This is a genomic window from Pantoea sp. GD03673 (assembly GCF_029844725.1).
In the GTDB taxonomy this organism is placed as follows: domain Bacteria; phylum Pseudomonadota; class Gammaproteobacteria; order Enterobacterales; family Enterobacteriaceae; genus Pantoea.
In genome coordinates, this window is sequence record NZ_JAOCKJ010000005.1 from 304,908 (window position 1) to 319,166 (window position 14,259).

Here is a 14,259-nt window from a genome sequence, read left to right on the forward strand (position 1 = left end):
CTACAGACAGCCTGCTGCGTATTAAATAAATTTAACCTGATGATTAATAGATGAAAAATGGATTTTACTGCAGCCGGGATGTGGCCGCATACCTCACACGGATGGGATCTGCCAGCCAGTGGATGAGCAGATTAACAACGCGATGCATACCCGCCCTGATCTTCCTGCTGGCGGGCTGCGGAACCTTGTCGCAAACGTCCGCGCCGGTAGGCGATCGCGTTTATCTGACGCACGCCACTTTTCACGAGAATGTCGATGACATCGTGCAGCATTACATGCAGCAGAATCAGGTTCCCGGCATCAGCATTGCGGTCATTCATCACGGCGGGCCGACCCGCTACTACCCGTTTGGCGTTACCGATCGGGTGCATCGCTATCCCATTACGCCCGATACCCTGTTTGCGCTGGGATCGCTGAGTAAAGGCGTGACGGCAGAAGTGATTATCCAGCTGGTGGATCAGGGTAAGCTGCGCTGGCGCGATACCCTGGCTGACCTGCTGCCGCAAGGCGTTCCCCTCAGTGCTGACGCACGCCGCATCACGCTGCTGCAGCTGGTGACACACACCTCCGGCCTGCCGCGTCAGGATATGGATCTGCCGATGCTGCAGCGGTTCGTTCGTTACCTGGGCACGGGCGAAAACTTCTATGACAATCTCGACAGCGACAGGCTGCTGGGTTATCTGGCGGACTTCTCAGCACCGGCGGTACGCAGGCCACACTACTCGAACCTCGGCTATGCACTGCTCGGTTTTATCGTGCGCACCCGTTTTCATCAGGACATTCAGACGCTGGCGTCACAGCTGATCTTTACCCCCTTAAAGATGAACCAGAGCAGCTTTGTTCCCGAAACGCTGGCGGGTTATCCGCTGCGTGCGTTGGGTCATGCTGGCGATCAGCCGAAATTTATCCGTCGCGGCACGCTGACGCCCGACTGGCATTTCCACGGCAATATGGTGGCTGCGGCGAGCCTCTACAGTAATGCCCGCGATCTGAGTGCCTATCTGCGGGCACACCTTGATGCCACGGGTGACACGCCACGCGGTCGGGCGTTTGCCGCAGTGAACCGGGCATGGTATCAGCAGGGGACGCAGGCGCAGAATATCGCCTGGGTGACCGACACCATCGAAGGGCAGCAGATCACCTGGCAGGTGGGCTATATCGGCGGCTACGCCAGTTTTATCGGCTACGATAAACGCAACGGCAATGCGATTGTCGTGCTGCAGAACAGCTTTAACTGGAGCAACTATTTAGGCATTGCGTTGTTGGTCGATCTGGCAACTCAGGATAAAGTGGTCGCACAGTGATCCGTCACCTGGCCTGTGTGCAGCAAAGCGAACAGCGCTGTTTTCCCTGCACACAGCGTCAGCGTACCGGAACTGAAGTGCGATAAATTTAGCCTGACTGTCAAATTCAACGTGGAAATCATTATGCGCAGGACTCAACGTGTACTTTTATCAATGGGATTACTGGTTGGCTCGCTGAGCCTGATCCCCGCTGTACAGGCTGCTGGCGAAGCAACGGATTCCGTTCCGCCACCGCCGCAAATTCAGCCGGCTAACCCTGATGCTCAGCCCGCTACGCCAGATACCGGAAGCGCCCAGCCGGGTGCCGGTGCCGTGCAAAGCCAGGCACCCGCCAGCTCACAGTCTAATGATGGTATTACGCCGACCACGCCAACCACGCCGTCAACGGCCAACGGCGCGCGCCCTAATTACGAACTCAGCACTATCATCATCGACTATAAAGAATACAAAATCGGTGACATCGTGCCAGAGAAGTACACCGCCAAAACGTACACCATCACTGAATGGCAAAAGCGTAATCTGCCTGCACCGCAGGAAAATACCCACTGGGCGTATATCAACGCCAACTACATTCTTATTACCAATGACACCGGCAAAATCGTCATGGGTAAATCGGGTGATATATTCTTCCGTGGCTAATGCCATGGCTAAATGAAATCAGCCGGTCGCGATGACCGGCTTTTTTTTTAGCTGAAGCGCTCCGCACCAAAGCTTGCCAGCATCGGGTGCTTCTCACCGGTAACAATCTCCTCCGCCAGCAGTTCGCCGACAATCAGCGCCAGCGTGGCACCGGAATGCGTAAACGCCACATAGCAGCCCGGCACCTTCTGCAGCTGGCCCAGTACCGGATCGCCATCGCCCGGAATCGGCTTCAGGCCAATCTTCCAGCTCTGAACGCGGAGTGGCTCGTCACCCCGTAACAGCCTGCTCGCTTCTTCTGCCAGCGTTGCCACGACCTGCTCATCAATATGATAATCACCGCCGGGCAGTGGCTGGATATCGGCTTCATACCAGTCATGATCCAGCGCGTAACGGTTGCCGGGATTGGGCCGGATGGCGGCGCGGGGCGTATTCAGCACCGCTTTCAACGCATGGCTGCCCGGTTCTGTGATGACCAGCATGGAGACCGGCGATCCGTTGGGGATTGTCACGCCCAGTGGCGCAACCACCTCCGGTGTCCAGGGCCCGCAGGCGACCACCACCGCATCTGCCCGCAGTTCACTTTGTTCGTAGCGGATGCCACAGGCCCGGCCCTGATCGGTGATGACGCTGGCTTTACCGGCGTGTTCTATCACCTCACCCCCGAGCCCCCGGAACTGATTCACCAGATAATCTGTCAGGTGCGGCAGGCTGACCCAGCCTTCACCGGGATTAAATATCGCCTGTGACGGCAGCGCGTCGGGATCGATGGACGCATCGGCCTGCGCCACGTTATCTGCGGTTATGAGTTGTGAGTCGTAGCCGTGTGCTTTCTCATAAGCATGCCGCGCCTGAGTCCCGGCATCATCGTCGCTGAACCAGCAGACTCCGCCATCAAAACGCAGCCAGTCAAGGTCGGGATGTTGAGCAAACAGCGTGCGATAGCGATCGATGCCCGCCATACGCAGTGCGTGATAGGGCCGGGAGCGTTCACCTGCCGAGTTGAGCCACGAGAGTGAACGTCCCGATGCGCCGGAACAGAGTGCGCCTTCGGTTACCAGCGTGACCGCCGCACCGCGTTTTGTCAGCGCCAGCGCCGTCGAGACACCAATGACGCCACCGCCCAGTACCACCACTTTCATTTCAGTTTTTACCGCCATTATCAGGTTCCTTGCTCAGTTACAGCACTTCAGAGAGAAAACGTTGCAGTCGCGGTGACTGCGGCGCATCAAAAATGGCACCCGGCGGCCCGGCTTCAACAATCTCGCCTTCGTCCATAAACACCACCTGATCCGCCACTTTGCGCGCAAAGCCCATTTCATGTGTCACCACCACCATCGTCATGCCGCGACGGCAGAGATCCGCCATCAGCGTCAGAACACCTTTCACCAGTTCGGGATCGAGGGCGGAGGTCGCCTCGTCAAACAGCATCACCTCAGGATCCATCGCCAGCGCACGGGCAATCGCGACGCGCTGCTGCTGGCCGCCAGAGAGGTCGCGTGGCCGATGATCGGCGCGCTGACCCAGGCCTACCTCTTCCAGCCGCTGACGCGCAATCGCCATCGCCTGTGCTTTAGGCAGGCCTTTGACCCGCCACGGTGCCAGCGCCACGTTCTCCAGCGCGCTGTGATCGGGGAAGAGATTGAAATGCTGAAACACCATGCCAATCCGCAGCCGCAGCGCATCGGGCTTGTCGTGCAGCACCGATCGGTCAGCCAGCAGGACATCCCCCGACTGCGGTTCATGCAGACGGTTGATGCCGCGCAGCAGCGTCGATTTACCCGATCCGGATGGCCCGATAATGCAGGTGGTGGTGCCGGGCGCGACCCGCAGCGAAACGTTACGCAGCACCTCAATCGGGCCATAGGCCAGCGTCAGATCGCGTAATTCCAGGCTGGCACCGTGCCAGCTCGCGGCGTTCAGGTTATTCATGTGTTCCTCCAATGCGGGGGTGCGTGACCAGAGAAACGGCGGGCGCTCTGACTTCATCCACCTCTTTTAAGCCGCTTTGCGGGGCAGTCAGGCGACGACGACCGGTGCGGTAACGCACATCGACACAGTTGACCATGTGCGTCAGCGGCACCGTGATGATCAGATAGAACAGCCCGGCCAGCATCAGGGGCGAGAGGTTGCCGGTGAGCACCGCTGCATCCTGGCCCACGCGAAACAGCTCCCGCTGCTGGGTCATCAGGCCCAGGAGATAGACCAGTGATGAATCTTTGATGATGGCGATGAACTGGTTAACGATGGCGGGCAGCACGCGGCGGATCCCCTGCGGGATCACCACCAGCCGCATCGCCCGGCCATAGCTCATCCCCAGCGCCCGGCAGGCCTCCATCTGGCCGCGTTCCACACTCTGAATCCCGGCGCGAAAGATCTCACCCATGTAGGCGCTGGCGATCAGGCTAAGGGCGAAGATCCCCAGCGGGTAGGGTGTCGGACCGAACAGCTGGTAGCTGAAACGCGCCAGGCCCTGACCAATCAGCAGAATGGTCAGAATGGAAGGCAGACCGCGAAACAGATCGGTATAAATCCGGGCTGGCAGGCGCAGCCAGCGTGAAGGTGAAATGCCCATCAGCGCCAGCAGCAGCCCGAACAGCGTGCCGAGCAGCGTGGCCGCCAGCGAGATAATCACCGTGTTGACCAGCCCGGTGGTCAGCATCTGCGGCAGTACTTCCATCATGGATGGAAAATCAAAGAAGGTGCGGGAAAGAATCGTGAACAGGTCCATCGCCGTCTCCATGCAGGGCGGGGGTTACCCCGGTTAACTCAGGACGCGAGCGTCCGCCTCTTTACTGGCCGCCAGGCAGATACTGTTTTGGCATCGGCGATCCGGGGAACCACTTCTCATAAAGCCGTTGCCAGGTGCCATCCTGCATCGCGGCTTTGATGGCGGTGTCCAGCGCAGCCTTAAAGGCGGGTTTGCCTTTGGCAATGGCAATGCCAGCGGGTGCATCAAATGAGGGGATGTCGGCGGCAGAGACCAGCTTAAAGCGTTCGGCGTAGCTTTTTGCCGCCTCGTAGTCCAGGAAGATGGCGTCGAGCGTGCCGTTGTTGAGCGCAGAAACGGCGCTGTTGTTATCCGGGAAGCGCACAAGATCCGTCTGGGGAAAGTGTTCGACGGCATAGCTCTCCTGCAGCGTGCCCTGAACCACACCAAGCCGGCGTTTTGCCAGGCTGGCAACATCCTTCACGCCACTGTCAGAGCGGGTGAGAACGGTGAGAAATCCCGCCAGATAACCGGTTGAAAAATCCACGGTCTTTTCACGTGCAGGCGTGATGCCGATAGCCGCTACCGCCGCGTCATACTGACCGTTAGCAACCGCAGGCATGATGGCCGAGAAGTCCTGACCAATAAACGCGACCTTATCGATGCCCATGCGGTGGGCAACATTTTTAAAAAATTCGACGTCGAAGCCGGTGAACTGACCGCTGGCATCGGTGAAGGTGTAAGGCTTTGAGTCGCCGACGCTGGCGATGCGTAGCTGACCCGGTTCGATCAGCCCATAAGGATTGTTATCGCTGGCAGCCAGCGTACAGAACGAAAGTGAACAGAGTGCGAGCGTGGTGCCGAGCAGTTTGCCCAGAGTGGTTTGCGATTTCATAGCTCATCCGTTTTTGCAGGTTTAAACATCAGAGACTGTTGAGCCAGCAATTATAATTGAGACCGGTCTCAACACAGGTGGCACCTTAAGACGTGGGCATTGTGAGACCGGTCTCAAGGGGTTACAATGAGTTTAAGCACAGCCTTTTTTCGGCGTCAATATTCCTGTCATCAACCTGTGATTCAAAATAATTATGACGAGCCTGAAACGACAATCGAAAGCGCCTACCGTAGCGGATGTGGCGCGCGCAGCAAACGTCTCCAAAGCCCAGGCCGCACGGGCGCTGGGCGGCTATGGGGCGGTCAGCGATGAAGTGCAGGAGCGGGTCAACAGCGCGGCCGCTGCGCTGGGCTACCGTCTGAATGCTCTGGCCCGCAGCATGAACACCGGACGCTCCAATACCATTGGGGTGATTGTCGGCGATATTGAAAATCCCCACTTTGGCCTTGCGCTGCGCGGCATGGCCGATGTGGCACGCACTGCCGGTTATCATCTGCTGCTCAGTAACAGCGATGAGAAGCTGCAGGCTGAGCAGGATGCGGTGCGGGTAATGCTGGAAAAGCGGGTCGACGGCATTATCGTCGCGCCATGCTGTTCAGAGTATCAGCACAACAGCCATCTGACGCAGGTGCTGGAAGAGGGGCGGGCGCTGAAATTATTCGATCGTGCAGTGACTGACCTTGATGTCGAAGCAATCTGCTGCGAATTCACCGATGTTGCTAAAGAGGCGACCGCCCGGTTACTGGAGGCGGGTCACCGCCATATTGCCTATGTCACCAGCATGGCACTGGCAAACCCCTACAGCACGCCAGATGATTTTGGCCTGACGCCGGTTGCCCAGCGCGTTGGCGGCATGATGCAGGCCTTTGCCGCCGCTGGCGTGGAATTTGACCCGACGCTGGTAAAAGTTAATGCACTGGACGAAGCGGCGATTGCCCGAATCGTGGCTGAGTTGTGGCAGCGCCCGCAGCCGCCCACGGCGCTGGTGGCGTCTGACAGCGTGGTCGCCATGTGGCTGCTGCGCGAAGTGACGCAGCGCGGACTGCGTATCCCTGCCGATCTCTCCTTTGTGATGTATGACAATTTTCCGTGGAGTGAAATTGTCACGCCGCCGCTGACGGTGGTGGCGCAACCGGTGTATGAGATGGGCCGTGAAGCCGCACGACGCCTGATTGCCGGGATTCGCGGCGACGCAACCGGGCCAATGCCGCGCTTTGATGCCCGCCTGATGATTCGTCAGTCCATTGCTGCTCCGGCCAGTCACGTCAGCGCGACATTTCCTTCCTGTGAGTGACAAGCCGGTGACAGCATCTGCCGCCGGGCGGCGACAGGTCACCGCACATGAATCAGTACGGACAACCGGTCGGAGAGCCGTGATTACCCTGGCATCAGGGTTTTAACGACGCAATGCCCTGTCTGCGGCCCGGACGCTGGCCAGAGATAGACGTGACGGGACTGAGATGCCTCACACCAGCCAGGTGAAGGCACAATGAGGTGCCTCTGCGGACGTCCGCAGAGGCGGGAAGAGAAAGCGGAAGCTACGGCTGTGGCACGATTTTGATTTCAACCATACCAATGCCGAGTTTACGCGGATCCTGACCGGTAATATTACCGGTGTTACTCAGCTGCGGCTCCGGTGGCGCAATCACCAGACGATGGCTGGCTCCCGGATTGTCGAAATGCAGGGTGTGCGTCGATATCTCTTCATCCAGCGACAGCAGTTGCTGCTGCTCACCAACCCGAACCGGAATGGCACGGTGTACGTTCGCGCCGTAGGCACGTGCGGTGATGACGAGATCAAACTTCGCTGGCAGCGCATCAACATAGTCGATATGCACCTCAGGCGCGAGATTGGCGTTTGACCAGCGTCCCCAGTTTTCTGGCCGTGAAATGCCGCTGAAGCTTTTCACATTCTCCGGCGCGCCTGGGACGTCGAGCCGGAAGCTGTCGGCGCTATAGCGGATGTTGTTGTCTTCAATGCGGATTTGCGCCAGATTCTGCTGGTAGCGCGCATCGCTGACTGCGCTGTCCGGGAACTGTACTTTGCCTTTCCATAGCGGTTTATCGACATGCGTCACTGACGGCGTGCCGCCGAGCTGACCCATCGCTACACAGAGATCGCCGGAAAGGGCCAGCGAAGGCTGCCAGAGTCGCGCCATTTTAAAGCAGCGATCGACCCAGAGGAATTTATCGACAGCGGCAAAATCTGCCAGCTGATAGCGCAGCGGTGCCGAATATTCCCCTTCCGGCATCGGCTCAACGTGCTTATCGCTGATGCGGAACAGAATCGGCAATTTAAAGGTGGTGCCGGAAAAGCTGAACGAATTCTTCGCCTGATCGACCGTGAAGTTGTCTATTTTCTTCGGGAAGTTCCAGAGCTGAATAATATCGGGTTTCCAGCTGGCAACCTTACTCTTCATATCATCGAACTGGGTGGAGAGTGAAAGAGAAGAAAGGCTGCTGCGGCCGAGGCCAATCGCGTTATCGCCGCCGAGAATATCCAGCAGCGTTGCGCCGTTATCCAGCGTGCTGCGCTTCGCCTCCATCAGTTCTGCCTGCGGTTTGTCACCCCGGATCACCATGAACAGATTGCGACGCGGTTGTTTGATCAGCCACGGATGCGCCGTGTTGTTCATCGCCAGATGATCGGAGCTCACCACAATCACGGTATTCTTAAACCACGGCGACGCTTTGATGCGCGTAATCAGGCGCGCCACGTGTTCCTGCGAGCAGGCGACCGCACTGAAGGACTGATTCGGTTTGCCCTCAATGCTGTAGCTTTTGCGATCGCAGCTGCGCGAGATAAAACCGTCGGGATGGTGGGTATCAACGGTCAGCGTAAACAGCGCAAACGGTTTACCGGCCTGAGAGAGCGCCTGATATTTCTCAAAGACTTCATCCAGCACCGTATCGTCGTAATATCCCCAGTTATTGCGGTAAGTGGGATCGGCAACGCGGCTTTTCAGCTCCTGCGAACCATACAGGTTTTCAGGGTTAAAACCGTGTGACTTCAGGAAGATATCTTTACCCGCGAAGCGCAGGTCGGCCCCCTGAATAAACCAGTTCTCGTAGCCGGAGTTTTTCAGGATGTCGCCCAGACAGACGTTTTGCGGATAGAAGCTGGAGAGCGACGCCGACGCATTGCCGTCAAACGGGGCAAAAAGCGGGATGCCGCACTGCGAGGCGACCATGCCCGCAATCGTGTAATCGGTGCCTGGCAGCTGTTCGGTTTCGCTGAAGTCTATGCTCTGCTCTTTCTGTCGGCTCAGCTCCGGTGCCAGGCCAGGAAAGGCGATGGGATTGAAATAGGTGCGCTCTAAGCTTTCACCGTAGATGTAAACCACGTTGAGGCGCGGCTGTTCAATGTGATTACGCGGCACTTTATAGAAGTTGTCGAAGTCAGAATCTGCCATCTGGGTATGCGACACAATCAGCGTCGCGACCTGGCGAAAGGCTGGCGTGGTCTGCACCGAGCCGAGCGCGCAGGCGACCGCCAGCAGCGACCAGCCCATGTGATGGGGACGCTTACGCCGGCGCAGAATCCACGACAGCAGGCAGAACAGCAGAAACAGCACGATAATCAGCCCAATCGCTGGCACCACATACTTACTGACACCCGCGCCGGTCAGGCTATTCGTCAGGGTATAGAGCACCGCATCGTTGATGCCGTCACCGGTGAAATAGTTGCTGGCAAAAAGGGTGGCGTTCAGCACAACGAACAGCACCAGCAGGACAAGAACAAGAATAAACCAGAATTTGTTACGCCCGGCTTTACAGGAATAGATTGCAATAGCGGCCAGAAACAGCGCGACGGAGACCAATTCGGACAACGGCAAATCCTCTCTCTACAGGACAGGGTTGCACGAGGCTTCACGCAACCGGCCACCTTCGGGGGATGGTTTTTCGACAATCTATATTGGCTGTCATCCGGCTGCAACATATCCGGCCCGATTTGTGCAGTGGAGAGCAGATTGGCGCAGAAGTGAGGATATCAGGCGTGACGGTGGCTGGCGCGCACCGTCAGCAGAGCAGAAGTCAGACCGTTTTTCAGAGTTTGCCGGTGAGGTATTGTGCTTCGCCGTCGGCAAAACTCCAGTCACCTTTGTCATTGGTGATAAAGCTGATCATTAAATCGTTACCCTGCACGCCGCAGTGCTCACACAGCTCACGGGCCAGTTCCGCCATAAAATGCTGCTTCTGTTCACGGCTGCGCGGGCTGGTATAGACCCGCACCATCACCAGATTATCGCTGCGGCTGAATCCCAGACCGGTATCCTGAAACACCATCTGATAGCGCTTGTTTTCCTGAACAATCTGGTAACGATCGCGTTCAGGCACGTTGAAGGCCGTGAGAACGGCACGGTGTGCTGCATCCAGCAGTGTACGCAGCTCTGATTCTGAACGACCCTGAATAACATCAAATTGCAGCAGTGGCATAGCGAATTCCTCATCGTGATTAATCAGTCTATGGTGGCCCCTTTATCCGGCGGGAAAAAGCGCGTAGCCTGAAATGATTATTCACCACAGTGAACAATTGACATGAAAGAGATGAAAACGGATGCGCTATGGGATCATCTTCACTGGCTGACGGTACTGGCGGAGCAGGGCAGTTTTACCCGTGCGGCAGAGCGGCTGGAGGTCAGCAAGGCTGCGATGAGCCAGAAAATCAAAGAGCTGGAGCAGCTAGCCGGTGTGCTGCTGGTACAGCGCACTACGCGCAGCGTGCGGCTGACCTCGGCAGGGGAGAAGCTGGTGGCAGAGCTACGTGAGCCTTTTGCCCGCATCGAACAGAGTTTTTTCAGCGTGCGCGATACGGCCGGGCCGGTGCGTGGCCTGGTGCGTATAACCGCGCCGGTGGCGTTTGCCCGGCAGCAGCTGGTGCCGATTATCGGTGAATTTCTGCGGGACTATCCGCAGGTGCGCCTGCAGCTGGATGTGACGGACCGCATTGTGTCCCTGAGCAGTGAGGGGTTTGATCTGGCAATCCGACACAGTGACACGCTGCCGGACACGCACGTGGCGCTGCCGCTGTGTGATACGCAGACCGTGCTGGTCGCATCACCCGCCTATCTTAACGTGCAGGGCAGGCCGCAGTCGCCGCAGGATCTGGTGCAGCATAACTGCCTTTACTATCCGCGTGGCGTTGAATCACCGCGCTGGCAGTTTGTCACCACAGCGGATGGCGAACGGGTACAGGTGCAGATTCAGGGCAGCTTCGCCACTAACAACAGTGAGTCGATACGCGATGCTGCCCTGCAGGGACTGGGCATCGCAATGCTGCCCGATTTCAGCGCCTGTGAGGCGCTGGCAGCGGGGGCATTGCAGCAGGTGCTGCCTGACTGGCAGCCGGTTGAGGCCTTTGCTGCCCGCCTCTGGATCGTGCGGCCCTGGGCGGCGCAGGTGCCACGTGCCGTCACCACCTTTACGCACTGGTTACGCGCGCGCTTTGACCGGTGACGGCAAGGCCAGCGCAGGGGGCGTGGTGTGCATCATCTCGCCAATCAGGCTGCTGCGGTTATACAAACCCAGCCGCAGATTGAAGTCGAGATGCAGCCGCTCATTGCCGGTTAATTTGATAATCGGGGGCGGCGTCTCTGGCCGCTGCTGGAACATTACGGACTGGGCAAAGGCGCTGCTGCTGTCGGCATGAAGGCGCTGATAGTACCAGGCGCTGGCTTCGCCTTTACGCAGATAAAGATTGGCCCGCCGGTATTCACGCATGGCGACCTGCTGAGCCAGCGACAGGAACTGACGCGACGGATTATCCATATTCTGCACAATCAGCGGAAAATCATCCCGCTTCTTCAGCTCATGGAAATAGTTACGGATTCCGACGTTTTTAACCGGTGCCAGCTGTTTAAGCCATTCGCGAATAAAGGCGTTCTGAGGCGGTGCGGCCATAAACCAGCTCTCGGTGACCGGCGCAAGCAGGTTCAGCGTGGATTGCTCGCGGTAGTACCCGATAAGATCCATGGGGCGCGCCTCGTGAACGCGATGCACCCAGGCGAGATTCTCAAACAGCAGGGTACTGCAGTCGATGCCGATGCCGCCATAACGGTGAATCAGCTCAAGCCGGATGATTTCACTTTTATGTGCCAGCGTGAGATCGGCTGAGATAAACCGCAGGTCGGGCAGCCACTGCGACAGGGTGCGCTGCGTCACCAGATAAACCTGATGGTCGGGGTTGTCCCGCCGGATTTTACGGATATTCAGCGCCATCGACGTCGGCAGTTGATCGTTATGCCAGACCATCCAGACAATTTTTGGAATCTCTGGCAGATCTTTCTGCTGTGTCATTAAGACGACATTATCTTCCTGATCCGGATCATATTCCGGTGCCTGACAGAGACTTTGCTGTTTCTTATTCCATAACATCTGGCTACTGAAGGATATTCTTTTCCAGTTACGCCAGATTTTATGCGCTGGACGTGGGTGATGTGAAGTCATGGTTCACCTGTTATTTTTATTTTCCCGTCATAATGCAGACTCTGCCCGTTGCGCCTGATGCGGGAGCAGGTGGGATTGCACACTGGCTGCAATCCCGATGCGTGCGGGAATGAATGAATAGTTTTCCCTGGTGGCGACGCAGTGTGGGAGCGCGCGATAGTTTCCTCACGGCTTTTTAATTGCACTGCACCTTTTTAATAAAACATTATTTACACATTAGCTATGTCTTTTTTCGACTTTAGGATAATACGGAAATAATCCGGTCACGTTATGCAAATAATAATATCGACACGGTTAATTATTTATTTAAATGTGGCCGGACTCTTTGATTAAGGAATATCTGAATATTATGCTGCGCTTTAGGGATCTTTTAAGGCCCGGAGGTCAGGTTCGGTCACTATTGCGCTTAACGTGTGACATAAGCCTGGCTCAACAATGCGCGGAATCAGACAGCCTGAAGAGGATTGTCTACGCTTAAGAAGAACTTACTGAGAAAGGAGCACGCATGCAGAGTGAATCCTATGGTTTACTGGCCGTTGATAAGCAGGGCAATCGTGTCCTGTTTCTTAATCCGGAAACCTTTGCGGTTGAGCGTGAGCTGAACGCTTTTCCACCGCGGCCGCATGAACTCCTGATGCTGGCCCCCTGGGGTAAAGCTTATGTGCCCATCTATGGCGATGGCGTTCATGGTAATAATCCGCATCCGGGTCACAAAGTGGCGATCATTGATTTATCGCGTCGGGAGATCAGCGGCTTTATCGATCTGTCGCCGCTGCGGTCGCCGCACAGCGGACAGCTGGGGCGCGATGGCAAAGTCTATCTCTGCTGTGAGCAGAGCGCCGCCGTAGCCGTGATCGATCCGCAGACTGACAACGTGGAAAAGATCATCCCGATTCCTTCTCATAATGCGCATCGCCTGACGCTGTCACCCAGCGGCCGCAAGCTGTTCACCGATAATGAGGAGGATGCGACTATTACCGTCGTGGATCTCTGTGAAGCAGAGGGACGGGTAATTGATACGATTCTGCTGCCCGGTCAGATTGCGGGTATTGCCGCATCGCCGAAACACCCTTATCTGGTCGCCAGCGCTGCCGATGCGCCATTGCTTTATGTGATTGATCGGCAGAGCCACCGCATCCGCCAGCGCATCACGCTGCCGGGTCATCAGCAGCCCTGCCAGGTGGTTCGCTTCAGCGCCGATGGCGAACAGCTGGTGGCGATAGGGAATCAGGAACCCCGGGTGACGCTGTTTGACGACCTGCTGAATCCGCTGGGCGATATCAGCGTGGGCAACAAGCCGATGGATGGCTGCTTTACCCCTGACAGGCAACAACTGCTGATAGCCAATCAGGATGATGGCACGCTAAGCGTAATCGATCTGGCACAGCGTAAAGTGATTGCCACGCCGCGTGTCGGGACTGGCTGTGAGGTACTGGGTTATTTTCCTGTCAGTCAGATAAACGGACGATGATAGATTGCGGAGCTCCAGTGGCGGCTGCTGGCGTGCTTTTCCGCCTGCCAGCCGCGTTTACGTAATTCGCGCGCAATCATCTTGTTCATAAGGCCGTGGCCCAACAGCAGCACTGTGCCACGCCGGGAGTGATCGATCAGTTTCTCTGCCGCCGCCGAGGCGCGGCTGCGCGCATGTTGCAGCGACTCCGCGTCACCCGCATAACCGCAGAACCACAACAGCCGCAGTAAGGCCAGCCAGTAAAGCGTCGGCAGCTGAATCGCGCCCGCTCGCAGCAGCGGCACGGCAACTTCACTATACAGCGCGTTAACTTCATGGGGCTGCAGGCCAAGCTGGCTCAGAGAGGATTGCGCACGGGGCAGCGGACTGCAGACAATAACTGCGGCCTGACGAGCAATCTCAATACTGCGCGGTGGCGGCCCGTCACTGACTCCGGACTGATCGTACGCTTCGCACCAGTCTGCCAGGGCCTGCACGCTCTGGCGACCCGCCGCCTGGTGGTCGGGTTTACCGTGTCGCATCAGAATAATGGTCATCGTACCTCCGTCAGGCTTTATTTCAGGGTAACGCAGTGTCGGCATTTGCCGCGATTTTTCAGAATAAAGATAACCTGTCATCTGCGGGTAACCAACCTGTGCGACAACAGAACCCGATGAAAGGATCGTCGCCCCGCTTATCACGCTTAATGATTAGAGAAAATGCTAACTCACCGCACAGGGTGATTTTTTATTGTGCGATGCGATGGCGTTAACTGGCTGAATTTGCGCTAAAAATGCGTGATGACGCGCTGTGA

The 14,259-nt window shown here is 57.1% G+C and carries 13 protein-coding genes; 5 read left to right on the forward strand and 8 right to left on the reverse strand.

Translation table 11 applies throughout. The annotated features are described in order from the left end of the window. The first annotated feature begins 50 nt into the window (after positions 1-50). Together N5J69_RS11790 and N5J69_RS11795 are read left to right on the forward strand one after the other, a co-directional pair. Positions 51-1,304, forward strand: a complete 1,254-nt coding sequence (locus tag N5J69_RS11790; RefSeq protein WP_279770476.1) for a serine hydrolase domain-containing protein — start codon at positions 51-53, stop codon at positions 1,302-1,304. Positions 1,305-1,427: 123 nt separating this feature from the next. Beyond that, positions 1,428-1,943: an RcnB family protein gene (locus N5J69_RS11795; protein WP_279770479.1), complete on the forward strand. Its 516-nt coding sequence runs from the start codon at positions 1,428-1,430 to the stop codon at positions 1,941-1,943. 47 nt (positions 1,944-1,990) lie between these two features. Here N5J69_RS11795 and N5J69_RS11800 read toward each other — a convergent pair whose 3' ends face one another. The 4 genes from N5J69_RS11800 to N5J69_RS11815 all read right to left on the reverse strand — a co-directional run bounded on the left by N5J69_RS11800 (position 1,991) and on the right by N5J69_RS11815 (position 5,548). After that, positions 1,991-3,103, reverse strand: coding sequence for an FAD-binding oxidoreductase (locus N5J69_RS11800; RefSeq protein ID WP_279770481.1), 1,113 nt, complete (start codon positions 3,101-3,103; stop codon positions 1,991-1,993). 19 nt (positions 3,104-3,122) lie between these two features. Then, a complete protein-coding gene (locus N5J69_RS11805) occupies positions 3,123-3,875 on the reverse strand; it encodes an amino acid ABC transporter ATP-binding protein (RefSeq protein ID WP_279770483.1) in 753 nt (250 codons plus the stop codon). After that, positions 3,868-4,674, reverse strand: a complete 807-nt coding sequence (locus N5J69_RS11810; protein ID WP_279770485.1) for an amino acid ABC transporter permease — start codon at positions 4,672-4,674, stop codon at positions 3,868-3,870. The genes N5J69_RS11805 and N5J69_RS11810 overlap by 8 nt, the downstream gene beginning before the upstream one ends. Positions 4,675-4,735: 61 nt before the next feature. Beyond that, a complete protein-coding gene (locus N5J69_RS11815) occupies positions 4,736-5,548 on the reverse strand; it encodes an ABC transporter substrate-binding protein (protein ID WP_279770488.1) in 813 nt (270 codons plus the stop codon). Between the two features lie 193 nt (positions 5,549-5,741). Between N5J69_RS11815 and N5J69_RS11820 the strand changes: the two genes are divergently transcribed. Continuing rightward, a complete protein-coding gene (locus N5J69_RS11820; RefSeq protein WP_279770490.1) occupies positions 5,742-6,842 on the forward strand; it encodes a LacI family DNA-binding transcriptional regulator in 1,101 nt (366 codons plus the stop codon). Positions 6,843-7,086: 244 nt separating this feature from the next. On the opposite strand, the gene opgB is transcribed toward N5J69_RS11820, so the two are convergent. Further along, positions 7,087-9,378, reverse strand: a complete 2,292-nt coding sequence (gene opgB, locus N5J69_RS11825; RefSeq protein ID WP_279770492.1) for a phosphatidylglycerol--membrane-oligosaccharide glycerophosphotransferase — start codon at positions 9,376-9,378, stop codon at positions 7,087-7,089. Between the two features lie 217 nt (positions 9,379-9,595). After that, positions 9,596-9,985, reverse strand: coding sequence for a tautomerase family protein (locus tag N5J69_RS11830; protein WP_279770494.1), 390 nt, complete (start codon positions 9,983-9,985; stop codon positions 9,596-9,598). A 102-nt stretch (positions 9,986-10,087) separates the two neighbouring features. Between N5J69_RS11830 and N5J69_RS11835 the strand changes: the two genes are divergently transcribed. After that, positions 10,088-11,005: a LysR family transcriptional regulator gene (locus N5J69_RS11835; protein ID WP_279770496.1), complete on the forward strand. Its 918-nt coding sequence runs from the start codon at positions 10,088-10,090 to the stop codon at positions 11,003-11,005. On the opposite strand, the gene N5J69_RS11840 is transcribed toward N5J69_RS11835, so the two are convergent. After that, positions 10,982-11,995 (reverse strand): capsular polysaccharide synthesis protein, encoded by a 1,014-nt coding sequence (locus N5J69_RS11840; RefSeq protein WP_347882077.1) that lies wholly within the window; start codon positions 11,993-11,995, stop codon positions 10,982-10,984. The genes N5J69_RS11835 and N5J69_RS11840 overlap by 24 nt on opposite strands. Before the next feature lie 505 nt (positions 11,996-12,500). Between N5J69_RS11840 and N5J69_RS11845 the strand changes: the two genes are divergently transcribed. Further along, the gene (locus tag N5J69_RS11845; protein WP_279770498.1) at positions 12,501-13,466 is read left to right on the forward strand and encodes a WD40 repeat domain-containing protein; all 966 of its coding nucleotides are present in this window, start codon (positions 12,501-12,503) and stop codon (positions 13,464-13,466) included. Here N5J69_RS11845 and N5J69_RS11850 read toward each other — a convergent pair. After that, positions 13,448-14,002, reverse strand: coding sequence for a histidine phosphatase family protein (locus tag N5J69_RS11850; RefSeq protein WP_279770500.1), 555 nt, complete (start codon positions 14,000-14,002; stop codon positions 13,448-13,450). The genes N5J69_RS11845 and N5J69_RS11850 overlap by 19 nt on opposite strands. Positions 14,003-14,259 lie beyond the last annotated feature (257 nt).